The organism is Nocardia sp. NPDC049707, assembly GCF_040674855.1.
Taxonomy (GTDB): domain Bacteria; phylum Actinomycetota; class Actinomycetes; order Mycobacteriales; family Mycobacteriaceae; genus Nocardia.
The window spans coordinates 86380-110224 of the sequence record NZ_JBFANN010000024.1; the positions used below are offsets into that span (position 1 = coordinate 86380).

18 protein-coding genes are annotated in these 23845 nt (G+C 65.3%); 11 read left to right on the top strand and 7 right to left on the bottom strand.

The window, feature by feature from the left end; translation table 11 throughout:
- Window positions 1-2956 (bottom strand): ATP-binding protein (locus AB0J29_RS21770; RefSeq protein ID WP_364788964.1); only part of this gene is annotated, 2956 nt, incomplete at its 3' end.
- Between the two features lie 347 nt (window positions 2957-3303).
- On the opposite strand from AB0J29_RS21770, the gene AB0J29_RS21775 reads away from it, so the two are divergent.
- From AB0J29_RS21775 to AB0J29_RS21790, 4 genes are all read left to right on the top strand, one after another.
- Entirely contained in the window at window positions 3304-5370 is a 2067-nt protein-coding gene (locus tag AB0J29_RS21775; RefSeq protein ID WP_364789013.1) for an AMP-binding protein, read from the top strand.
- Between the two features lie 146 nt (window positions 5371-5516).
- Window positions 5517-5903: a hemophore-related protein gene (locus AB0J29_RS21780; protein ID WP_364788967.1), complete on the top strand. Its 387-nt coding sequence runs from the start codon at window positions 5517-5519 to the stop codon at window positions 5901-5903.
- 177 nt (window positions 5904-6080) lie between these two features.
- Entirely contained in the window at window positions 6081-6797 is a 717-nt protein-coding gene (locus AB0J29_RS21785; protein ID WP_364788970.1) for a response regulator transcription factor, read from the top strand.
- 7 nt (window positions 6798-6804) lie between these two features.
- Window positions 6805-8187, top strand: a complete 1383-nt coding sequence (locus tag AB0J29_RS21790; RefSeq protein WP_364788973.1) for a HAMP domain-containing sensor histidine kinase — start codon at window positions 6805-6807, stop codon at window positions 8185-8187.
- 179 nt (window positions 8188-8366) lie between these two features.
- Here the strand turns inward: AB0J29_RS21790 and AB0J29_RS21795 are convergent, their stop codons facing one another.
- Window positions 8367-9002, bottom strand: a complete 636-nt coding sequence (locus AB0J29_RS21795) for a DJ-1/PfpI family protein (RefSeq protein WP_364788976.1) — start codon at window positions 9000-9002, stop codon at window positions 8367-8369.
- An 85-nt stretch (window positions 9003-9087) separates the two neighbouring features.
- On the opposite strand from AB0J29_RS21795, the gene AB0J29_RS21800 reads away from it, so the two are divergent.
- Complete coding sequence (locus AB0J29_RS21800; protein WP_364788979.1) at window positions 9088-10425, top strand: PLP-dependent aminotransferase family protein; 1338 nt, start codon at window positions 9088-9090, stop codon at window positions 10423-10425.
- Window positions 10426-10687: 262 nt separating this feature from the next.
- On the opposite strand, the gene AB0J29_RS21805 is transcribed toward AB0J29_RS21800, so the two are convergent.
- A complete protein-coding gene (locus tag AB0J29_RS21805) occupies window positions 10688-11521 on the bottom strand; it encodes an LppX_LprAFG lipoprotein (protein ID WP_364788982.1) in 834 nt (277 codons plus the stop codon).
- Window positions 11522-11922: 401 nt separating this feature from the next.
- Here AB0J29_RS21805 and AB0J29_RS21810 point away from each other — a divergent pair, with 401 nt between their 5' ends.
- The 5 genes from AB0J29_RS21810 (at window position 11923) to AB0J29_RS21830 (ending at window position 18065) form a co-directional block, all read left to right on the top strand.
- A complete protein-coding gene (locus AB0J29_RS21810) occupies window positions 11923-13395 on the top strand; it encodes a cytochrome b5 domain-containing protein (RefSeq protein ID WP_364788985.1) in 1473 nt (490 codons plus the stop codon).
- 86 nt (window positions 13396-13481) lie between these two features.
- On the top strand, window positions 13482-14663 hold the full coding sequence (locus AB0J29_RS21815) for a 3-oxoacyl-[acyl-carrier-protein] synthase III C-terminal domain-containing protein (RefSeq protein ID WP_364789016.1): 1182 nt from the start codon (window positions 13482-13484) through the stop codon (window positions 14661-14663).
- 46 nt (window positions 14664-14709) lie between these two features.
- Window positions 14710-16551, top strand: coding sequence for an ATP-binding cassette domain-containing protein (locus tag AB0J29_RS21820; protein ID WP_364788988.1), 1842 nt, complete (start codon window positions 14710-14712; stop codon window positions 16549-16551).
- A 140-nt stretch (window positions 16552-16691) separates the two neighbouring features.
- A complete protein-coding gene (locus AB0J29_RS21825; protein WP_364788991.1) occupies window positions 16692-17864 on the top strand; it encodes a hypothetical protein in 1173 nt (390 codons plus the stop codon).
- 48 nt (window positions 17865-17912) lie between these two features.
- Window positions 17913-18065 carry a hypothetical protein gene (locus tag AB0J29_RS21830; protein WP_364788994.1) on the top strand — a complete coding sequence of 51 codons (153 nt, stop codon included), beginning with the start codon at window positions 17913-17915 and terminating at the stop codon, window positions 18063-18065.
- Between the two features lie 56 nt (window positions 18066-18121).
- Here the strand turns inward: AB0J29_RS21830 and AB0J29_RS21835 are convergent, their stop codons facing one another.
- The 4 genes from AB0J29_RS21835 to pdxH all read right to left on the bottom strand — a co-directional run bounded on the left by AB0J29_RS21835 (window position 18122) and on the right by pdxH (window position 22033).
- A complete protein-coding gene (locus AB0J29_RS21835; protein ID WP_364788997.1) occupies window positions 18122-18484 on the bottom strand; it encodes an FKBP-type peptidyl-prolyl cis-trans isomerase in 363 nt (120 codons plus the stop codon).
- 42 nt (window positions 18485-18526) lie between these two features.
- On the bottom strand, window positions 18527-19831 hold the full coding sequence (locus tag AB0J29_RS21840; protein ID WP_364789000.1) for a citrate synthase: 1305 nt from the start codon (window positions 19829-19831) through the stop codon (window positions 18527-18529).
- 156 nt (window positions 19832-19987) lie between these two features.
- The gene (locus tag AB0J29_RS21845; RefSeq protein WP_364789003.1) at window positions 19988-21271 is read right to left on the bottom strand and encodes an MFS transporter; all 1284 of its coding nucleotides are present in this window, start codon (window positions 21269-21271) and stop codon (window positions 19988-19990) included.
- 57 nt (window positions 21272-21328) lie between these two features.
- Complete coding sequence (gene pdxH, locus AB0J29_RS21850; protein WP_364789019.1) at window positions 21329-22033, bottom strand: pyridoxamine 5'-phosphate oxidase; 705 nt, start codon at window positions 22031-22033, stop codon at window positions 21329-21331.
- A 222-nt stretch (window positions 22034-22255) separates the two neighbouring features.
- Between pdxH and AB0J29_RS21855 the strand changes: the two genes are divergently transcribed.
- Window positions 22256-23404 carry a citrate synthase 2 gene (locus tag AB0J29_RS21855; RefSeq protein ID WP_364789006.1) on the top strand — a complete coding sequence of 383 codons (1149 nt, stop codon included), beginning with the start codon at window positions 22256-22258 and terminating at the stop codon, window positions 23402-23404.
- The last annotated feature ends 441 nt before the right edge of the window (window positions 23405-23845 follow it).

Genomic DNA, 23845 nt, shown 5'->3' on the forward strand with positions numbered 1-23845 from the left:
AACCGCCCGTGCTCTCCCGCTGCGGCAAATCACCCAGAGCATCACGCTTCGGCAGACCACCGGAAGCAGAATCCCGCTGCGGCAAGCTCGAGCCGGTGTCCCGCGGCGGAATACCCGTCAGACCGGACTCCCGCTGCGGCAAACCATTCGAGGCAGAATCCCGTTGCGGCAAACCACCGGTGCCCTCACGCTGCGGCAAACCACCCAGAGCATCACGCTTCGGCAGACCGCCCGTGCTCTCACGCTGCGGCAGGCCATTCGACGTTTCCCGCTGCGGCAGGCCATTGGCAGGCGACTGACGTTGCGGCAGACCGGGAGTCGCACCCGGCTCCCGCTGCGGCAGACCGTTCGAACCGGCCTCACGCTGCGGCAGCCCACCCGACGCAGTACGCTGCGGCAGGCTCGAACCGGTATCGTGCGGCGGCACGCCACCGGCACCCGGTTCGCGTTGCGGCAGACCGTTCGGTCCCGACGCACGCTGCGGCAGACCGCCCGTGCCTTCGCGCTGTGGCACCCCATTGGTACCCGGCTGACGTTGCGGCAGACCACCGCTGGGCTGACTGCCCTCCGGCTGCGGCACACCGTTTGTGCCGGGCTGACGCTGCGGCAGCCCACCGGAGTTCGGATTCCGCGGCGGCAGACCACCACCGGAAATCGTTGGCTCGGCACCCGGCCGACTCGGCGGCGGAGCGCCCGGAGTGACATTGCGCCGCGGCAGATTCGCCGCCGCCAGCTTGCCGCGCTGCGGACCATTCGACGCCGATCCGGCCGCCGGCCGCAGGTTCGGACTCGATTGCGCCCCGTCCTGACCCAGTCCGGAAGCCCCCGCGGCCATGGTCGAGCCGGGCGAGCGCTGCGGCAGCCCGCCCGCCGTCGGAATCGGACCACTGCCCGCGGCCGGTGCCGGACTGCTCGTCGGGATCGGCCCGCTCACACCGGGATCGACGGTGACCATGACATTGCCACCCGGCGTCCTGGTGATCGCGCGCGTCTGCATCGCCGCCGCACTCGAAGGCCGCTGCGGACCGGCCGCGGCGACCTGCGGCGCCGCCTGCGGCATCGCGATGCTCTGGCCCTGTCCGAGCACGATCAGACTCATCGGAACGTGCACGGTGACCGTCACGCCGGGATCCCGCGCGGTATCGAAGGTCGGGCGCAGGCGCACGGTGAGCCCGTGCCGCTCGGCCAATCGGCCGACCACGAAAAGACCCATGTGGCGCGCGGTATCCGGACCCGGTTCGGCGGCCTGCTCGAGCCGTCGGTTGATATCGGCCATTTCGTTGGGCGGCATACCGATGCCGCGGTCCGCGACCTCGATGAGCATGACCTGGTCATGTCCCTGCGCGAAGGTGAACTTCACGTCGGTCTCCGGCGGGGACGCGCGTAGCGCGTTGTCCAACAGCTCGGCGAACAGGTGCGCCATATCCGAGGCGGCGGGCTCGACCAACGAACCACGCGGTGTCGCACCGAGCTTGACGCGTTCGTAGTCCTCGACCTCGGAGATCGCCGCACGCAGCACGTCCGCGATCTCGACCGGCGCGGACTTGCTGCGCCGCTGCCGGGTACCGGCGAGAATGAGCAGGTTGTCACCGTTACGGCGCATACGAGCCGCGAGATGGTCCAGCCGGAACAGGTTTTCCAGCAGGCGCGGATCCTTCTCGTCGTACTCCATCGCCTCGATCAAACTGAGCTGATGGTCGACGAGCGACTTGGAGCGCCGCGCCAGGGTTTCGAACATGTCGTTGACCTGGGCACGCATCTGCGCCTGGTCGCTGGCCAAACGCAGGGCCTGGCCGTGGATATCGTCGACGGCGCGGGCCAGCTGACCGATTTCCTCATGGCTGCGGATCGGCATCGGCTCCAGCGGCACATCCTCGGGGGACGCGCCGTTACGCAGTTTGGCGACCTCATGCGGCAGATCGCTCTCGGCCACGCGCAGCGCGGCAAGCCGCAGCCGGTGCAGCGGCACGATCATCGAGCGCGCCACGAAGACCGCGAGCAACAGCGCGGCGAGAATGGTCATGATGACGACCGCGGTGTAGGTCCACGCGCCGGTACTCGCCTTGGACACCAGCGAACTCATCGCCGAGTCGATGTCCTTGGTGGACTTGTTGACCACGCGCTCGTAAACATCGAGGCTGCCGGTCAGCGAGTTCTTCAGATCACCAACCGGGATCTTGCCGGACTGCGCCTCCGGGCTGGTCAGCAGCGAGATCCGGGTATCGATACCGGCCCGCAGATCGGCGATCGAGGTATCGCCATCGGAAAAACGGTGGGCGAGCACGTTGAGCATCGCCCGCTCGGTATTGGCCGCGGTGATCGCGCTCTGCACGCCCGCCGCCGAACCGCGCAGCACCTCAGGGAATGCGGCGACCTCACCGACCAGCGCGGCACGCGTGTTCAGCGAGTCGACCAGCCGCAGCTTCGCCTGTTCGATGGTCTGGTCGCTGACCTGGCCGACCGTGGTCTCGACGATATGCACACTGTCATTGCGGACCTTGTCGATCATCCCGATGATCTCGGCAGGTGTCTGCGTCGAGACGTTCTTGCCCTGGGCGCGAACTGCCTTGGCCTGGGTGATCATGCTGTCCAACGACGCGCGCGCGCCAGCAAGACCGTTGAGCTTGCCGACCGACTGCTCCGCATCGGCGATCACCTTGTCGAGGTCCGCCAGGTTCTTGTCGGACACGATCGACACATTCGGCATGATCGAAATCATCTGCGAACCGGCGGTCGTCGCCGTCTGCGCACTCAGCGAGGAGACGACCGGGATTGCCGCGATGTTCTTGGCGGCACTGTCCAGTCGGTTCGCATCGGCGAACTCGGCGGTAATCCTGGACACGCCGAGCCCAACAGCGACTGCCAGCGGAACGGCCAGGACCGCCGTAACCTTCCAGCGCAGGTCCCAGTTGCCGAGCGCCCAGCGTTTGCTGCCGGACCTTGCGGCGTCACGCATCTCCCACTCACTTTCCAAACTGGCCCCAACCACGTGCCATCAGCGAACCTAGACAATCGCATGCTGGCTCGACAGGCAGAGCTGGCCGAGGAACTGCGGCTGGCCGAGAAATTGCGTCTACGACGGCCCAAATAAGTGACATCAGATTCTAACGGATCAATAACAGCTTGGGTGACGTTGAGTGTTGCTACGGGCCTTGACCTGCCGATAATTGGCAAAACCAAAGGTCGCGGCACCCACCCGGGCGTCGCGTGAAGTCTGCCACAATCGTGCTGATCTATCGAGGCGGGCATCGAGGCAAGGCTAGGGAGTCACAAGTTTTGGGTACAGCATCGCGTAGCGATTCCGTGGGGGGCGGTGGTCGGGCGACGGGTGGGCCGGAGAATCAGGCGTACCGTCCGGTCTATCAGACCAGCTTGGTCGACCCCGCCGAGTTCTGGGCCGAGGCTGCCGAGGCGATCGACTGGGTGACCCCGCCGACCCAGATCGTCGACACCACTGCTCGCTCGATGGCCAGGTGGTTTCCGGACGCTCGCCTCAATACCTCCTTCAACGCCCTCGACCGGCATGTGCACGGCGGCGACACTTCGGACGAGCCGAGCCGGGCCGATCAGCCCGCACTAATATACGACTCCGCTATGACCGGCGCCAAAGTCGTTTTCACCTACGCCGAACTTCTGGCGAAGGTTGCCGAGTTCGCCGGTGCGATGGCGCGTTTGGGCGTCGGCATGGGTGATCGCGTGATCATCTACCTGCCCATGATCCCCGAGGCGGTAATCGCCATGCTGGCCTGCGCCCGCATCGGCGCGGTGCATTCGGTGGTCTTCGGCGGCTTCGCCGCACCCGAACTCGCCGCCCGCATCGATGATGCCGAACCTGTGTTGATCATCACTGCCTCGGGCGGCCTCGAACCGGGCCGTACGATCGAATACCCGTCGATCGTGTTGCAGGCTTTGGATCTGGCCGAGACGAGCGCGCCGCGGCACGTAATCGTCAAGCAGCGACCGCAATTTCCGACCATTCATTTCCCGGCGCCGCAGCCAGCCACCGAATCACTTCCGAGTTCCACCCAGACCGTCGCTGCTCAATGGCTCGATTGGGAAGACGCCATTCGCGATGCGCAACCCGCCGATCCAGTTCCGGTCGCCGCGACCGATCCGCTCTATATCCTCTACACCTCCGGCACCACCGGTAAGCCCAAGGGAGTGGTCCGCGACAATGGCGGACACGCGGTCGCGCTGTCCTGGTCCATGCGCAATATCTACGACGTCGGGCCGGGTCAGGTGATGTGGGCCGCCTCGGATGTCGGCTGGGTCGTCGGACATTCCTACATCGTCTACGCGCCACTGCTCGTCGGCGCGACAACACTGCTCTACGAAGGCAAACCAGTCGGTACGCCGGATGCGGGCGCGTACTGGCGGGTGGTCGCCGAGCACAACGTGCGGGTGCTGTTCACCGCCCCGACTGCGCTGCGCGCCATCCGCAAGGCCGATCCGGACGCCGCACTCGCCCACACCTACGACCTATCCTCGCTGCGCGCGCTGTTCTGCGCCGGTGAGCGCCTGGATCCGGCCACCTACGAATGGGCTACCACAACGCTGCTCGCCGATCGGCCCGACTGCCCGCTGGTGGATCATTGGTGGCAGACCGAGACCGGCTGGCCGATCTGCGCGAATCTGCTCGGCCTGCAACAACTTCCGATCAAGGCGGGTTCGGCATCGGTGCCGGTGCCCGGCTACCGCCTGCGGGTACTCGATGCCGAGGGCAATCCGGTCGCACCGGGCACCGAGGGCAATATCGTCATCGGCCTGCCACTACCACCGGGCACACTGACCGGCCTATGGCGGGACGAGGACCGCTTCCAACGCTCCTATATGTCGGCGTTTCCCGGCCACTGCGTCACCGGCGACTCCGGATACTTCGATGACGACGGGTACCTCTATGTACTCGGCCGCAGCGACGATGTGATCAATATGGCCGGGCACCGATTGTCGGCGGGCAGCATCGAGGCCGCCGTCGCCGGACATGAGGCCGTCGCCGAATGCGCGGTGATCGGCCTGCCCGACGAACTCAAGGGCCAGCGGCCGATCGCCTACGTAGTGCTCAAATCCGGTGTCGAGATCGATCCGCACCGGCTGCGCGACGAACTGATCGCCCGGGTGCGCGAGCAGATCGGCGCGATCGCCACATTGCATGACGCCGTCGTCGTCTCCGCACTGCCCAAGACCCGATCGGGCAAGATCCTGCGCAAGACGATGCGGCAGATCACCGCGGGTGATACCTACGAGGTGCCGTCCACCATCGAAGATGCCTCGGTGCTCGCCGCGCTGGAGGTACAGATCCGGGCCAGCCGCCCACCGGATCCCGGCCCGGAAGTCGTTGCGCCCAACGGCGATCCGATTGTGCCGTCATAGCTTTGCGATCGCATTTCGTTTCACCCCTCAGAGAATCCTCAGGGATAGCTCACACCGGTGCCAGTGCCGAGCAATAGCGTCTAGAGCGCTGGATGCACAGCACCAATCGAACACGCAGCACCTCTCGACAATCTGGAGGCATACCCATGAAGCTCTTCCACAGTCGCCCGACCGTCGCCGCTCTCGCCGCGGGCGCGATGGCCAGCGTGGCCGTGTTGCTTTCCCCGGCCATCGCGGCCGCGGATCCGATGACACTGGCCGGGCCGCTGCTGAACTCCGACTGCAGCTTCGCTCAGGTCGACGCGGCGCTACACGCCAAGGCCCCACAGCTGGCGGCAATGCTCGATGCGAACCCGACCCAGAAGGCCGAACTGCAGCGCAAGTTCGACCAGCCGGTCGAACAGCGTCGGGCGGAACTCCAGGCCGCCATCGACGAAAACCCGGGCGCCGCCAAGAACGCCGAGAACGACCCGGGTTCCGCCGGCCTGGCCGAGACCATCCGCACCGTGGCCGAAACCTGCCACAGCTACTGACACCATCCGACACGCCGAGCCGACTCCCCGGATGCCGACCGGTCGACTGCCCTCGCAAGAACATGGGTAACTCGCCGGGTAGGCCCAAGAATGCCGAGGCACCAGCGCGGGACCGAAAACATAGCGGCACCTGCTGGTATGGCCTAAAGATCCGGGGAGACGGTGGAGCCGAGCACAATGAGTGATGTGACCGAGCGGAGCGCGAACCCGACCGTCCTTGTCGTCGACGATGACGAGGACGTGCTCGCGTCGGTCGAGCGCGGCCTGCGCCTGTCCGGCTTCCAGGTGCTGGTCGCGCGCGACGGCGCCGAAGCACTGCGCAGCGTGACCGAGCAGGCCCCCGACGCGGTGGTGCTCGATATGAATATGCCGGTACTCGATGGTGCGGGCGTGGTGACGGCACTGCGCGCCTTGGGCAATGAGGTCCCGATCTGTGTGCTCAGCGCTCGCGCCTCGGTCGACGACCGGATCTCCGGACTGGAGTCCGGCGCCGACGACTATCTGACCAAGCCGTTCGTCCTCGCCGAATTGGTGGCGCGGATCAAGGCGCTGCTGCGGCGTCGCTCGGACGTCCCCGCCCCCGCCACACCGGGCGCGATTGCGGTCGGCTCGCTCGAGGTCGATGTCGCCGGCTACCGCGCATTGCTGAACGGCCGCGAAATCGAGCTCACCAAGCGCGAATTCGAACTGCTGTCCACCCTGGCCCGCAATGCGGGCGTGGTGCTGAGCCGGGAGCGGCTCCTGGAATTGGTGTGGGGCTACGACTTCGCCGCCGACACCAATGTGGTCGATGTCTTCGTCGGATACCTGCGGCGCAAGCTGGAGGTAGACGGCACGCCACGGCTGCTGCACACGGTCCGCGGCGTCGGCTTCGTGCTGCGAGCACCCAAGTGAGTTGGCGATGACGCCGCAGACCTCTTCTGGCACAACCGCTCCAAGCAAACGGCGGCGGACATTCTCGCTGCGCACTCGAGTGGCCGCTGCGGCCGCGGTTGGCGCGATCATCATCGTGACGCTGGCGAGCGCAGTCAGTGTGCGAGCGATCGAGCACATCAACATGCAGCAGACCGATCAACAGATCGCCACCGCCTCGCGGCTCGCCCTCATCGATCCGGTCATTGCCGTCGGCTTCGTCAGGCTGACCGGGCTGAACACCACCATCGCGATCACTGTCCGCGACAACGGTGTGGTAGTGGCCAGCAGCGCAATCCAACTTCCTGACCTGCCAACCGGTTCGCACACGGTCACGGTGGAGGACACACGCTACCGGGTACTCACCACCACTGAAGATCAACCGTCGGGTCGAACGGTGTCACTGGCGATTCCTACTGCGGAGGCTTCCCGCACGACCACCGAACAACAACGCTGGGTGCTCGGTGGGGCTGTGCTGGCAATAGCCGCAGCAGCAGCCCTCGGCTGGTTGTTCGCTGGACGTGCTGTGCGCCCCATCGTCGACCTGACCCACCAGGTTGACGCGCACCGTGGCCGCCCGGATCCCGAAAACGCGCAAATACCGGTCGATGGATCAGGTATGCGTGAAGCGGAGAAACTCGCAGATGCCGTGAACACTATGTTGCAGCGGGTAGATCAAGCTCAGGCCGAAACCGCTGCGGCGCTGGCGACCGCCCGCGACTTCGCCGCTGCCTCTGCGCATGAGCTGCGCACCCCACTAACTGCCATGCGCACCGACTTGGAGGTATTACGCACACTGGATCTCGATGAGGCACAACGCACCGAAATCCTCGCTGACTTGCAGCGTGGCCAGGAACGCGTAGAAACCACGCTAGCCGCATTGGAACGCCTCGCGACCGGCGAACTCACCAATGAACGCGACCATGTCGATACCGACATCGGAGATCTGTGCGACCAGGCAGCACACGATGCGATGCGACATTTTCCCGAGCTGACCGTACGGCTGGACATCGGGGCCGAACTAACTACCCGCGGGCTTCCCGCCGGGCTCCGGTTGGTCATCGACAACGCGCTGACCAACTCGGTCAAGCACGGCCGCGCGACCGAAGCCCTCGTCTCGGCCCACCGCCGCGCGGATGGATTCATCACGATCACCATCGATGACAATGGCCGCGGGATTCCTCTTCATGAGCGCAAGGTTGTTTTCGAGCGGTTCTTTCGTGGCAGTCAGGCCAGCCCAGGCGGCTCGGGCCTCGGTCTCGCCTTGGTCGCGCAACAAGCTCAATTGCACGGCGGGCGCGCATACTTCGATGACAGCCCACTCGGCGGTGCGCGCCTCGTACTCGAGTTCCCCGACCGATCCACACGGTGACGGGCCGGCGCTCATCGATCCGGCTGCGTTCTCGCTTCGTCCAAGGTGCAGCACGGAGTCTAATTAGTCTGTACCACTGGCCAATTCATTGATGACGGCGACGGACGGGCAATAAGTGCTGGCCTACGGTCCGGCCGGTGCAGACCACCGCCTCTACTGGATGGTGCATACGAGACCGGTCAGCCGTTGCGCCCGGCCGACGCAGTGGCCACTTCCTGGTGCAGGTATGGGCTGATATTGCGCATCGCACGTGCCACGTAGTCTTGCTTCTCGCCGACCGGAGCAACGTAGCGCAGAGCGCTTTCGGCCGCTTCGATACTTTTCAGGCGCGCGATCATCCAGGCCGCGAGGTAGTGCGATGCGAGGCAGCCGCCCGCGGTGGCGAGGTTGCCCTTGGCGAAGAAGGGCTGCTCGAGCACGTCGACACCGGCTGCCTGGACCCACGGTTTGGTCGTCAGATCGGTGCAGGCGGGAACACCGTCGAGCAGTCCGAGCTCGGCCAAAACCAATGTCCCGGAACATTGTCCGGCCAACAGTTGCCGGGTCGGGTCGAGTCGCAACCGCGCCATCAACTCCTGGTCGGCGACCACTTCGCGGGTCCGCGCACCGCTGCCGACGATGACCGCGTCCGCGCCGCTGGCTTCTTCCAGGGTGGCCATCGACTCGATGACCACCCCGTTCATCGAACGGACTCGCTGCATGGGGCTGGCGATCGATACCCGCCAGTCGGTCTTCTCGACCCGGTTGAGAACGCCGAGCGCGATGAGGGAGTCGAGTTCGTTGTAGCCCTCGAAGGTGAGGATGGCGATATGCATGACGGTTGCCTTTCCCGGTCGTTACCAGGCACCGTATGGCCGAGATCCAATACAATCAAGAAATTGTCATGCATACAATTCGAGCGTGGCAGTCTCGAGATACAAAGGCGTCGTGGACGCGTTGGCGTCCGACATCCGAGCGGGGCGGTTGCCATCCGGGACGCGGCTGCCGACCCATCGGCAACTCGCGGCCAGGGAAGGGCTGGCCTTGGTGACGGCGTCGCGGGTCTACGCCGAGCTCCAAGCCATGGGCCTGGTCAGTGGGGAACCCGGCCGGGGCACGTTTGTTCGCGAGATCGCGCTGTCGCCCAGCCAGGGCATCGACCAGCAGATCGCTGCGGCGGATGTGGTGGATCTCAACTTCAACTACCCCGCATTACCTGGTCAGGCCGATATGCTGCGGCAGGCATTGCGTCAGCTCGCGTCCTCGGGTGACCTAGAGGCCCTATTGCGCTACCAGCCCCATGGCGGGCGACCTGATGAGCGGGCCACAGTAGCCCGACATCTGCGGCGCAATGGTTTGCCGGTCGGCGCCGATCAGGTGCTGATCGTCAGTGGCGCTCAGCACGGATTGGCCGCCACCGCCATGGCGACATTGCGGCCAGGGGACGTCGTAGCAGCCGATGCCCTGACCTATCCGGGCTTCAAGGTGCTCGCCCATGCGCTGCACTTGGAACTGGCGCCGCTTCCCGCGGCGGGCGACGCACCCGATCTCGACGCCCTCGAACAGCTCTGCGCGACGCGGCGGGTCCGTGCCGTGTACACAATGCCGACACTGCACAATCCGTTGGGCTGGGTCACCGGGGAGCACCACCGCGAGCAGCTGGTCGAGATCGCGCGCCGATATGAACTGCTCATCATCGAGGATGCCGCATACGCCTTCCTGGCCGAGCAGCCACCACACCCAGTCGCGGCGCTCGCACCGGAAAGGACCGTCTATGTTTCTGGGCTCTCCAAGAACGTAGCGACCGGTCTGCGCTTCGGATTCATCACTGCCCCAACCCCATTAGCGCGCGCCATCGAGCGTGCGATCCGCGCCACCACCTGGAATACCCCCGCGGTGATGACAGCGATCGCGTGCCAGTGGCTCGAGGACGGCACCGTCACCAGGCTGGAGGCGCAAAAGCGCGATGATGCGCGGATCAGACAGTCGATCGCCCGTGCCGTTCTGGCGGGACTACCGGTGGTCAGCCATCCGTCGTCGTATTTCCTCTGGCTCCCGCTGCCCGAGGACGTGCGGGCAGACCAATTAGCGGCCGCGCTCATGCGCGAACACGTACTGGTGTCCACGGCAGAGCCGTTCGCCACGTCCGCGCACGTGCCACACGCGCTCCGGCTGGCCCTCGGCTCGACAAATCCGGACACCCTGCGCGAAGCGCTGGACAAGGTGAAACGGGTCGTCGATGAATATGCCTATCGATAGGACAACCCCGCCGGGTGCTGCCCCGGCTTGCCTATGTCAAGCCAGCAGAAGGCTCAGCCCAGGCATCGCCCCGTCGCCCGATGGGACCGATTACACCGCGGCCGATCGTATTTCGGGGGAAGCCGAATCGGGCGATATACGCCTCGTACTGGATCTTCCGGAACGCCCAACCACCGTCGGGAACGTGAAAACCGGCCCGGGAGTGCGGAGGACGGCTGCTGCCACCGACATACACTCTCGAACCGGTTCGCGGTATCTATGCCTACTTCGGCGGTGCGGTGACCTTGACCGGCTTACCCCATGCCGACAGCGTCACCTTGATGGTGCCCGGATCCCGCTTGATGACAGCCTGAACCAGGTTCGGGCCGGTGCCGGGCGAGGCGGCCGTTGACGGCAGCTGCGATGCCGAACCCCCCGACGGCGGCGGGACATCCGCGATCCACAGGGTGATCGGGAACGTGCCGGCCGGGTCGCCCGACTTGGGCACGATGGGGTCGATGACCGTAGAGTCGATGGTTCCGGTCAGCTTCACGGTGTCGGTGCCGTCGACCTTCTCCCGGCCCTCCACCTTCGGGTTCTGCACCTGGGCGATGAGGTTGGCCAGACCCTTGTCCTTGTCGAGGATGACGCCCGGGTCGTAGATCTGTTCCGCTGAACCGATTTTGGCGTAGGCGGCGGAGCTACCGGTCTGCGCGTACATTTCCTTGTCGACGACCAGGAACTTGGCCTGGACGAAGTCGGCCTCGGGCTTGGTCCGGACCTTCGCCTCGCCGATCGCCTGACCGGCGCCCTTCGGCTGGTTGGTCACATCGGCCGAGACGGTCTCGACCGGGAGGTTGGTGAGATTGTCCACCTTCAGATTCAGGTGCACCGCCTGCAGGGTCTGGGTAGTCCTCGCGGACTCCTGCACGATCTGCGCGGCATCGGGCAGCTGACCCGAGGGCGGCGCGGACGAGGTGGTCTTCGAATCGGAGCTGGAGTCGCAGCCTGTCACCAGTGCAGCGAACATCGACGCCGCGACGACGGCGGGCACGAGTCCCGGTCGGCGGAGTCGGATTCGGTGCGAGGTGCGTGCTCGCGCTGTCAGATCACTCAATGTTCTGCCCCCAGAAGAGTGCGAGGTCGGGTACGACCGGGTTGATGTGGTGCGGCAATTCGCCCGAGAGATTAGCTTGTCCCGCAGGTTGATTCGCCCCGACTCGCAAAGCGAAGTCGAGGCGAGTCGCGCATGCCGCGGGTGCCGACGTTACCCTTGGTTCGGTCTTCTCGCACAGATCGGGGGGAATCCGACGCGAAAGTTACCGGGTTAAGGGATTGTTTAGTGAGATGTAAGGCGCTGGAGGCACCATGCGGTACCGAAGCCTCGAGCGGTGCGTGTGACTTTGGGGGGAAATCCGGTTCGCCGGATGAAGTGCCCCCGCGCCTGTCCGCGATACATGCCATAACCCCGGGGCCGACAACGGCCACCGAACCGCGGATCAGACACGGAGGAATGCGATGACGAACAGCCAGCCGGAAGCGGAGGAGCGGGACTTCCGTAGACCCCCCGGCCCGCCGCCCGGCGGTGGCCCGCCACTTTCAAATGTGTGGGTTTACAACGGAAAAGCCTACGATCTGAGCGACTGGATCTCCAAACATCCCGGCGGCGAGTTCTTCATCGGGCGAACGAAAAATCGCGATATCACCTCCATCATCGGGTCCTATCACCGCGATCCGGAGCGGATCGGGCGAATGCTCGAGCGATATGCGTTGGGGCGCAATGCATTACCCGAGGACATCCATCCGAAGGCCAATGCACCCGACTTCCTGTTCAAAGAGGGTTTCGACAGCTGGCAGGACACGCCGAAGTACCGATTCGACAATAAAGACGATCTGCTGCACAAGGTCAAGGCGCGGCTGAAAGAGCCGGAGTTGGCCGCGCGACTGCGGCGCATGGACACGATCTTCAACATCGTGGTCGCGGTGCTGGCCATCGCGTACTTCGCGGTGCAGGGGCTGCGCCTGTTCGACCGCAGCTGGATGCCGCTGCCCGTCTTCGTCGTCCTCATGGTGCTGCTACGCAGCTCACTGGCCGGATTCGGCCATTACGCGATCCATCGCGCGCAAAAGGGCCTCAACAAGATCTATACGAATACCTTCGATTTCAATTACGTCGCACTGGCTTTCGTCACGGCGGACGGACACGCGCTGCTGCACCACCCGCATACCCAGAGTGAAGTCGATATCAAGAAGAACGTCTTCACCATGATGATGCGGGTGCCCCGGTTGTATCGGGTGCCGATTCACACCCTCCACAAATTCGGACACACGGTAACCGGTATGACCATTCGGCTCCTCGATGTCTGCCGCCTCACCCGCAAAGTCGGCATCAAGGATATGTACGGAACCTGGGGTGGTGCGCTGCCGCACTTCATCGGTTCGTTCGGCGTCCGGGCGCTACTGCTCGGCGAGTTGGTGGTATTCACGCTAGCGGGCGACTTCTGGGCCTGGGCACTGCAATTCGTGGTGACGCTGTGGATCAGCACCTTCCTGGTCGTCGCGAGCCATGATTTCGAGGTGGCGACCGAGGAACTCCCCGCCGCCGATGACGCGGACTGGGCCGTCAATCAGATGGAACAGGCCTACGACCTGAAGGTGATCGGAAATCGTTATATCGACTGCTTTCTCGCGGCCGGTTTGAGTTCGCATCGTGTCCATCACGTCCTGCCGTTCCAGCGCAGCGGGTTCGCCAATATCGCCACCGAGGACGTATTGCGCGAGGAGTCCGCGAAATTCGGCGTCGAGTGGCTGCCGGCGAAGAGTTTCTTCACCGATCGGTTCCCGAAACTCTGCCGCACCTACCTCTTGTCGCAGTCGCGCGAAGCCGAGGAACGGAATTGGGGCTTCATCCGCGAGCATTGCTCGCCCGCGGCGCTGAAAACCTGTGCGATCTACACGGTGCAGGGATTCACCGGAATCGGCACGGTCTGAACCGATTCCGGAGATCGACCGATCGAACCGCTGGACAGGCGGCGCCGATCATCATTTTTCACAAGAACGGGGAGAATTTCGTGTCAATCACTATCGATGAGGGTACGTCGGCGACTCGTCAGGGGGACGAGCGCGGCCACGGCCTCGTGCAGCACGGTCTGCCGCCCGCGCCGCCAACCACGGTCGGTGTGATCGAGAGCATCGCGACCGGTGCGCCTGATCGACTCGTCGACCAGGCCGGCGCCGCCGATCGGGTGGCTGAGCTGTTCACCGATCCGCAACAGCGGGAACGGATTTCGCGCATCTACCAGAAGACGAAGATCGACAGCCGCCGGCTGGTGGTCGATCCGCTGGATCCCGAATTCCTGCGGTTCGGGCGGGAGCGCGGCACGATCCGGGACCGGATGAATCTGTTCTACCGCCATGCCGTGCCGCTGGCCGTCGATGTCGCCGGCCGTGCCCTCGCCGGTATCGAGAACGCGGCGGCGGAGATCGGCTTGCTGGTCTTCGTGACCAGCACCGGTTTCATCGCGCCGGGTGTGGATGTCGCGGTCGTGAAGCAGCTCGGCCTGTCGCCGTCGGTCGGTCGAGTGGTGGTGAACTTCATGGGCTGCGCGGCCGCGATGAACGGCATTCGGACCGCCGTGGATTATGTTCGGGCGCATCCGGATAAGAAGGCGATGGTCGTCTGCATCGAGCTGAGCTCGGTGAATGCCGTCTTCGACGACAATGTCAACGATGTGATCATCCACAGCCTGTTCGGTGACGGTTGCGGTGCGGTGGTCATCGGCGCCGGTCAGGTCCAGCAGCCGCTGGCGCCGGGCAAGGTGGTGATCCGGGACAGCTTCAGCCAACTCTTCGACGGTGCCGAGGACGGCATCGTGCTCGGTGTCAACCAGAACGGCATTACCTGCGAGCTGTCGGAGAATCTGCCTCAGTACATCTATACCGGGGTCGATCCCGTGGTCACCGAGGTCTTGCGCCGCAATGGATTGCAGAAGGCCGATGTCGATCTGTGGGCGATCCACCCGGGCGGGCCGAAGATCATCGAGGAGTCCGTGCGTTCGCTCGGCATCGCGCCGGAGCGGGCGGCGCTGAGCTGGGATGTGCTGGCCCGGTTCGGCAATATGCTGAGCGTGTCGCTCATTTTTGTGCTGGAACACATGATTCAGCAGGCCGCGGCGCAACCGATCTCGACCGGTGTCGCGTTTTCCTTCGCACCGGGGGTCACCCTCGAAGGCATGATCTTCGACATCATTCGCCGGTAAGAGCAGCCGGCTCAGCCGAATTCGCCCGTTGGGGAGCGCAGCAACCATGCAACTCATCCGATTCCTCATCTCGATCTCCTGGATGCGGATCGCGGCCGTCATTGCCGCGGGTCTCATCTGCGGTGCGGCCAATACCTATCTGGTGACCCTCATCAGGGGCGTGGTGTCGCCGGAACCGCATCCGCACATCAATATCCAGAGCTTCGCCCTCACGGCGCTGGTCATTGTGGTCAGTGGCGTGGTGTCGCAGGTGCTGTTGGTTCGCCTTGCCCAAGAGGCGATCTACCGGCTGCGCGCGGATCTGAGTTCCGGAATCGTTTCGGCGCCACTCGAGCATCTGGAACGGCTCGGCACGCACCGCCTGATGGCCACCCTGACCGAGGATGTGCGCTCGCTCTCGCAGGCGGTGACCGCCATTCCGAGCATCTGCATCGACGTTGCCACCATTGTCGGTTGCTTCGCCTTCCTGCTCGTGGTGTCGGGTCCGCTGTTCGCGGTGACCGTGGCGGGCACACTGCTCGGAATCGGCTGTGTCGAGCTGATTCTCGGGCGGGTGCGCACTATCTATCGCGAGGCGCGGGAGAACGAGGACGCGCTGCTGCGGTCGTACCAGGCCGTGACGCTCGGCATCAAAGAGTTGAAGCTGCATCGGGGGCGGCGCCGGGATTTCATGCAGCGGCATCTGCTCGGTTCGGCCGCGACGCTGCGTGCGCAGAATGTCGATGCCGGATCCACATTCTCGGTGGCACAGGGATTCGGCCAAGCGCTACAGCTCGGCACCATGGCGCTGATCCTGTTCGTACTCGTCGCGCCGCTCGAGCTGTCGCGCGATGTGATGGTCGGCTATGTCCTGGTGACGACGTTCCTGGCGATGCCGATGCAAAACTTCATGCACCGCATTCCGGATCTGCTGCGCGGTGATGTGGCGCTGGCGAAGATCCGGGCGATGAATCTGTCCATGGAGACCATGCACGACGAGGAGCGGTTGCCGTTCAGCGACCGTCCCGCCGTCGATGCGGCGCGGCTGGAGCTGACGAATGTCACCTACAGCTACCGGATGGAGCCACCACCGCCGTTCCCACCTGGCCCCGGCGGGCCGCCGCCCGGCCCCGGCGGTCCGGGACGTGGCGCGCATCCGCCAGGTCGGGGTCCACGTCCCGGTGGGCCGCGTCCGGATGTCAACGGCCATCGGTTCGTCGACCACAGCGGACACGACAACCGGCCGATGCCACTGGGCCCACCACCGGAGCCGAGCAATGGCGAGTCCGGATTCCGGCTCGGCCCGCTGGATCTGGTCTTCGAACCCGGGCAGATCACCTTCATCGTCGGCGGTAACGGCAGCGGTAAATCGACGCTGGCCAAGCTGATCACGGGACTGTATGTGCCGCAGACCGGCGTGCTGTCGCTCAATGGCGAGCCGATCGACCACGAGAATATCGAGTGGTTCCGGCAGAACTCCTCGGCGATCTTCACCGACTTCCACCTGTTCGAGGAGTATCTGGGCTTCGATCGGCCCGGACTCGACGGTGTGGTGCGCCGCCATCTCGAGCAGTTGCAGATCGCGCACAAGGTGACGGTGCAGGACGGGCGGTTGTCCACCATCGATCTGTCACAGGGCCAGCGCAAACGGCTCGCGCTGTTGACCGCCCTGCTCGAGGACCGGCAGATCTATGTCTTCGACGAGTGGGCCGCCGACCAGGAGCCCAAGTTCCGCGACGTCTTCTATCAGGAAATCCTCACCGAGCTCAAACAGCGCGGGAAGACCGTCATCGTGATCACCCACGACGATCGCTACTTCCATCACGCAGACCAGCTGGTCAAGCTCGATTTCGGCCGGGTGGTCGAGGCGCACCGGGCCGCGGAGCGCACCGGCGCCGAACGCTGCTGACCCGACGAAATCAGCTGCGGCCCTTACCGAACTCTCAGAGTTCGGTAAGCGGCGATGCCAATTCGGAACTCTAGGGTCGGCATCGTGACTGAGCGTAGCGAAGGAATCAAAGACACAGCACTGCTGGTCGAGGCGCAGTCGTGACTGGAAATCGCGCCCGCTGGGCCCTGCTCGCCGTTGCCGTTGTCAGTGCCGGGGCGCTCGGTGGCGCCGTTACCGCGTGTTCCCGATCAGCCAGCGCACCCGGCGGTATCGCACTCGTGAACGCCGATACCGGACCGACGGGTGCGCGCATCGCGCAGAGTCTGCAGCAGGACGGCGGCGGTTACGAGTGGACCGTCGGCAAGCCGGGTGAACTCGACGCGGATGACTACGCGGCGGTGATCACCCTGCCCACCGATCTGACCGAATCCATGGGCACACTGGCGAGTGCGCAGCCGAAACGGGCCAAGGTCACGGTGGATACGCATAAGGGCGCGGACGCGAATGTGGTGAACGGCGCGGTGAATACGGTGACACACCGGGTCGGTGCGACCGGTGTCGATGCTGCACTGGCGGCGGTCGCGCAGGCACGCACCCAGATGACCTCGGTGCAGTTGACCACCCAGCTGCTCAATGCCGGGGTGAATGCCGCGGCCGCCGGCGCCGATCAGTTCAGCTCGGGCGCGGATCAAATGCTCGGCTTCCTGGCCTACGCCAAAGATGGCTCGGCACAACTGACTTCGGCCATCGCACTGCTGAACTCGACCGTCTCCGGTGCCACAGCGCAGGCGAATCAGCTGGCTTCGGCCTTGGATTCGACCGGCGTCACGATCGGCCAGGTGCAGCAGACCGCGAATACGGTGAGCGGCGGTCTGGATCAGATCCTGCCGCTGATGCGCGCGCTGCCTTTCGCGGGCGATCCCCGGGTTGCCGACGTTATCGCGAAACTCGAAGGGCTACGAAATGTTTCGGGCCAGGCCGGATCCCAGCTGAACGGTCTCGGCGACCTGGTCGGCGGTGCGGTGGATCCGAGCACCGATCTCGGCACATTGCTGCGCACGGTGGTGGACCGATTGGCGAGCGCCAGTGCGCAATTGGCCGAGGGCGCGAAACTCGCCGAGGGCCTGCCTCAGCTCGCTGATCAGGGCGGCGCTCAATTGGCCAGCGCCATGAGCCAACTCACCGGCGGCGTCACCCAACTCCAGCAGATCGTGACCAATCTCAGCAATCAGACCGACAAGGCCGTCTCAGCGCTGCCCCAGCGCAGCACCGCCCAGCAGTCCACGCTGGCACTAGCGCTCACCGACCCGGTCGAGGTGGTTCGCAACTGATAAAGCGCGCCCATCCGGCGATGGGCGTGGGCTTTCTCGGAGATTGAGGTGGATACGGAAGCGACGCCCACTGGTCAAGCCCAGGAGATGTTCGCGAGGGCTCCGATACTCGACTACGACGAGCTCCGACACGACTTGGACACTGTGATCACCGACGAGCTATCCGACGATCCGGCCGCAGTAACCGGTGCAACCGGCTGAGCGAACGACTGCGGCCCGTGCTTTACGAGAGCACGGGCCGCAGTAGGGGTTTCAGCTCAGCTGATGACGTCGATCAGGTCGATCACGAAGACCAGGGTCTTCCCGGAGAGGTGGTGACCGGCGCCGGCGGGGCCGTAGGCGAGCTGCGGCGGGATGGTCAGTTGGCGGCGGCCGCCGACCTTCATACCGGGGATACCGTCCTGCCAGCCCTGGATCAGGCCGCGCAGCGGGAACTTGACGGATTCGCCACGGCTCCAGGAGGAGTCGAATTCCTCACCGGACTCGAATTCCACACCGACATAGTGCACCTCGACGGTACCGCCGGGCACCGCCTCGGCGCCCTCGCCCTCGACGATGTCTTTGATAACCAGCTCGGTGGGAGCTGGGCCCGCCTGGAATTCGATCTCCGGCTTGGTCATTCGGCTATCCCCTCTGATAGGTGATGGTGAATCGGTTGGAAATTAGCGGCTGTTGATCTCGTGGTAGTCGCGGTGACCGTAACCGGTGTAGATCTGGCGCGGACGGCCGATCTTCAAAGGCTCGCTGTGCATTTCCCGCCAGTGCGCGATCCAGCCCGGCAGCCGGCCCATCGCGAACAGCACGGTGAACATGCGGGTCGGGAAGCCCATCGCCTTGTAGATGACACCGGTGTAGAAGTCGACATTCGGGTACAGCTGGCGCGAAATGAAGTACTCGTCGGTGAGCGCGGCCTCTTCGAGAGCCTTTGCGATATCGAACAATTCGTCGTCACCGCCGAGCTTGGACAGAATCGCGTCGGCGTGCTTCTTGGCGATCGAGGCGCGCGGGTCGTAGTTGCGGTAGACGCGGTGCCCGAAGCCCATGAGCTTCACGCCGTCTTCCTTGTTCTTGACCTTGCGGATGAAGTCCTTGACATTGCTGCCCTGGGCCTTGATGCCGTCCAGCATCTCCAGCACGGCCTGGTTGGCGCCGCCGTGCAGCGGGCCCCACAGCGCGTTGATACCACCGGAGACGGAGGTGAAAAGGTTGGCGTCGGAGGAACCGACCAGGCGCACAGTCGAGGTGGAGCAGTTCTGCTCATGGTCGGCGTGCAGGATCAGCAGCATGTCGAGCGCGGCGGCGATCTCCGGATCGACCTCGTAGGGTTCGGCCGGGAAGCCGAAGGTCATCCGCAGGAAGTTCTCCACCAGGCTCAGCGAGTTGTCCGGGTAGAGGAAGGGCTGGCCGACCGACTTCTTGTACGAGTAGGCCGCGATGGTGGGCAGCTTCGCCAATAATCGGATGGTCGATAGCTCGACCTGTTCGGGATCCTTCGGGTCCAGCGAATCCTGGTAGTACGCCGACAGCGCGTTCACCGCCGACGACAGCACCGGCATCGGGTGCGCGTTGCGCGGGAAGCCGTCGAAGAACCGCTTGAGGTCCTCGTGCAGCAGGGTGTGGCGGCGGATCCGGTCGGTGAAATCGTCCAGCTGCGCCTGGGTCGGCAGCTCGCCGTAGATCAGCAGGTAGCTGACCTCGATGAAGGTCGAGGACTCCGCGAGCTGGTCGATCGGGTATCCGCGGTAACGCAGGATGCCCGCTTCGCCGTCGATGTAGGTGATCGCCGACTTGGTCGGCGCGGTGTTCATGAATCCGGGGTCGTACGTCACATACCCGGTGCTGGCCAGCATTTTGCCGAGGTCGACGCCGTCATTGCCTTCTTGGGCTTGGGCGATCGTCATGGCGTATTCGCCGCCGGGGTAGCTCAGAACCGGCTTGGCGTCGTTGATGTGGTCTTTTTCGGGCACGGAAGGATCCCTCTCAGGCTAGGACCGTCGGCATCGGGGTGCGGTCGGCACGGCGGTGCACTCATCTAGACGCTAGTCGCTACTTGCGCGGCCCGAGAACGAGGGTGCCCAGCGGCCGGGCTCACAAACAACTTCGCGACCGGTGTGGTTTGCTACTCATCCCGACACCGGCACCGAGTGCGAACCGGCGACGCGATAGCGCAGAAAAGCCGGGAACACCAGCGCAGCCAGCACCACCCCGATAACGACGAGCACACCGCCGCCCGCCGCGGCGACCGCGGTACCCAGGCCCGCCGCGGCGAAACCGTGGGCAACATCACCGATGCGCGGCCCGCCCGCGACGATCACGATGAACACCCCCTGCAGGCGGCCGCGCATCTCGTCGGTGGTGACCGTCTGCAGCATGGCGACGCGCAGCGCGGCCGAGACCATATCGACCGCGCCGCCGAAGGCCGAGCAGGCCAACGCGATCCACAGACCGGGCCCGATACCGAGGCCGTGACCGCTCCAGCCGACGGCGACGCCGAAGCCGACCATGGCCAGCCCCCAGAGCGCGATGCAGACGACCACCGCCAGACCCTGGCGGCGTACGTGCGAGATCCAGCCGGAGAACACCCCGCCGAGCACGGCGCCGACCGACATGGACGCGAACAGTAGACCGAGCGCGACGCCGCCGCTGGCCGGGTCACCGAAGGTCTCGTGCGCGATCTGCGGATAGAGGGCGCGCGGCATGCCGAAGACCATGGCGATCACATCGACCACGAACGAGGCGAGCAGGACGCGCTGTGTCGCCAGATAGGCGAAACCGTCCAGGACGGTGCGGAATCCGGCCTTGCGCGCGGTGCCGGTCGGTGCGATCGCGGGCAGCCGCCACACCGCCCAGATGGTGGCGAGCAGCGCGATCGCGTCGATCAGATACAGGGTCGACAGGCCGACAACGGGGATCAGCACGCCCGCGAGCACCGGTCCGGCAATGGCGCCGGTCTGCTGCACGGTCATGCTGAGCGCGCTGGCCGCGGCCAGATGTTCGGTGGGCAGCAGCCGCGGAATGGCGGCGCTGCGGGTCGGCTGATTCACCGCGAAGAACGCCTGCTGCACGGCGAAAAGGCCGAGCACGATCCAGACGTTGTCGAATCCGGCCGCGGCCTGCACCCAGAAGGCGAGCGCGGTCACACCGGTGCCGCAGTTGGTGATGAGCATGAGCTTGCGCCGGTCCATCACATCGGCCAGCGCACCGCCCCACAGACCGAACACGATCAGTGGGATCAGGCCGAACAGCCCCGCCAGACCGACATAGCCGGAGCTGCCAGTGATCTCGAATATCTGCTGCGGGACGGCCACCACAGCCAACTGCGAACCGATGACCGTGACGATGTTGCTGGTCCACAACCGTCGGAAATCGGGATAGCGCAGCGGAGTGGTGTCGGCGAGCAGTTTCACCGACCGCAGCGTAATGAGTCGGTCAGCGGCCCAACAATGTTGGGGCCGACACGATTTCTAGGGTTGTAGTCGGTCGACCGTCATGGTGTCACCGCTGATCCGCACCCGGATCCGGTTGTGCAGCCGACCCCGGCGGCCCTGCCAGAACTCCACCTCGTCGGGGCGGATCAGATAACCGCCCCAGTGCGGCGGCACCGGAATCTCGTCCACGTCGGCGAAGCGGGCGGTGGCCTCGGCCAGGGTGCGATCGAGTTCGGCGCGCGAGGCGATCGGCCGGGACTGCCGCGAGGCCCAGGCACTCAGCTGCGAATCGCGCGGGCGGGAACTCCAGTAGACGGCGGTCGTCTCGGCGGAGACCTGCTCGACCGGCCCGCGCACATGGACCTGCCGCCCCAGCGCGGGCCAGACGAAGGTCGCGGCCGCGAAGGGGACGCCGGCCAGCTGGTTGCCCTTGGCCGAGTCGTAATTCGTGTAAAAAGTCACACCTTCCGGTGAGAGACCTTTACACAGCACCGTCCTGGCGACCGGACGCGGCCCGGCATCGGTGCGTGCGACGGTGGCGACCACCATGGCATTGGGCTCGGCGATACCGACGGCGGTGGCCTGTTCGATCCAATGCCGAAGCAGCGGCTCCCAGCCGCCGGCCAGCCAGGTTTCGTCCAGATCGGTGTCCTCACCGCTACCGAACGGCATACCGCCGTAGTCGACTCGCATGGCGGCCAGATCGGTCGCCGGGAACACAACCCGATCGTTTGCGGCCATTTCCTGACCGAATGAATTGTCCAGGTCACGCATGGGCCAGACGTTACTCCGCAGTAGCAGAGAGCTAAGGTTTTGTTGATCGGCATGTACTCGGCGAGCCGCACCCCTCATCGACGAGAACAGCCTTTTCGAGCGACCTGCAAGCAGCCGCTGCTGACCTTTTCGAGCGACCTGCAAGCAATCGCTACGGATAACAAACCGAAGTGCAAGGAGAGTCACAACATGACTACCAGCCATGCGGTGCCCAGTGGGCAGACCGCCGTACCCGCGGATTTCGTCAGCGGCCTGGAAGGCGTGGTGGCATTCACCACCGATATCGCCGAACCCGATAAGAATGGCGGCGCGCTGCGCTACCGCGGCGTCGATATCCAAGATCTGGTCGGCTCGCGGGTGACCTTCGGTGACGTGTGGGCACTGCTGGTTGACGGCGAATTCGGCCACGGCCTACCGCCCGCGGAGCCGTTCCCGCTGCCGGTGCACACCGGTGACGTGCGCGTCGACGTGCAGGCCGGACTGGCCATGCTCGCCCCGATCTGGGGCTACCAGCCGCTGCTCGATATCGACGACGAGACCGCGCGGGAGAATCTGGCGCGCGCCTCGGTGATGGCTCTGTCCTATGTCGCGCAGTCCGCGCGCGGCATCTACCAGCCCGCGGTGCCGCAGAAGAAGATCGACGAGTGCACCACGGTGACCGAACGGTTCATGACCCGCTGGAAGGGCGATCCGGATCCGCGGCACACCGAGGCCATCGACGCCTACTGGGTTTCCGCGGCCGAGCACGGCATGAATGCCTCCACCTTCACCGCCCGGGTGATCGCCTCGACCGGTGCCGATGTCGCCGCGGCACTGTCCGGTGCGATCGGCGCGATGTCGGGTCCGCTGCACGGCGGCGCACCCGCGCGCGTGCTGCCGATGATCGAGGCCGTCGAAAAGTCCGGTGACGCACGCGCTTTGGTCAAGGGCATCCTGGACCGCAAGGAAAAGTTGATGGGCTTCGGCCATCGGGTCTACCGGGCCGAGGATCCGCGTGCCCGCGTGCTGCGCGCCACCGCGCAGCGCCTGAACGCCCCGCGCTTCGAGGTCGCCGCCGCGCTCGAGCAGGCCGCGCTCGCCGAACTGCGCGAGCGTCGTCCGGACCGCGCCATCGAGACCAATGTCGAATTCTGGGCGGCGGTCATCCTGGACTTCGCCGAGGTCCCCGCGCACATGATGCCCGCGATGTTCACCTGTGGCCGCACCGCCGGTTGGTGTGCGCACATCCTGGAGCAGAAGCAGCTGGGCAAACTGGTCCGCCCGGCCGCCATCTACACCGGCCCCGGCCCGCGCCAGCCACAGGAAGTCGCGGGCTGGTCCGCCATCGCGCACGTGTAGCGCACGACCGAGCCGGTCACCGGACACCGTGATGGGATCCATTACCCACCACGGTGTCCGGCTATTTGCGGCGACCTCGCCCACGACGGAGCGAGTCTTACGAGCGACCCGTTCGCGGCCCATCTCGCGCCCGAGTCGTCGAAGCACACGCGCCACACGCGCGAGTCTCGACACGCGTGCACCAGGTGCCGAACGACCCGCCGTCAACGCCCCCCACGGAGCGAGTCTTACGAGCGACCCGTTCGCGGCCCATCTCGCGTCCGAGCCGTCGAAGCACACGCGCCACACGCGCGAGTCTCGACACGCGTGCACCAGGTGCCGAACGATCCCGCCATCAACGCCCCCCACGGAGCGAGTCTTACGAGCGACCCGTTCGCGGCCCGTCTCGCGTCCGAGCCGTCGAAGCGCATGCGCCGCAGGCGCGAGTCTCGACGGCTCGGA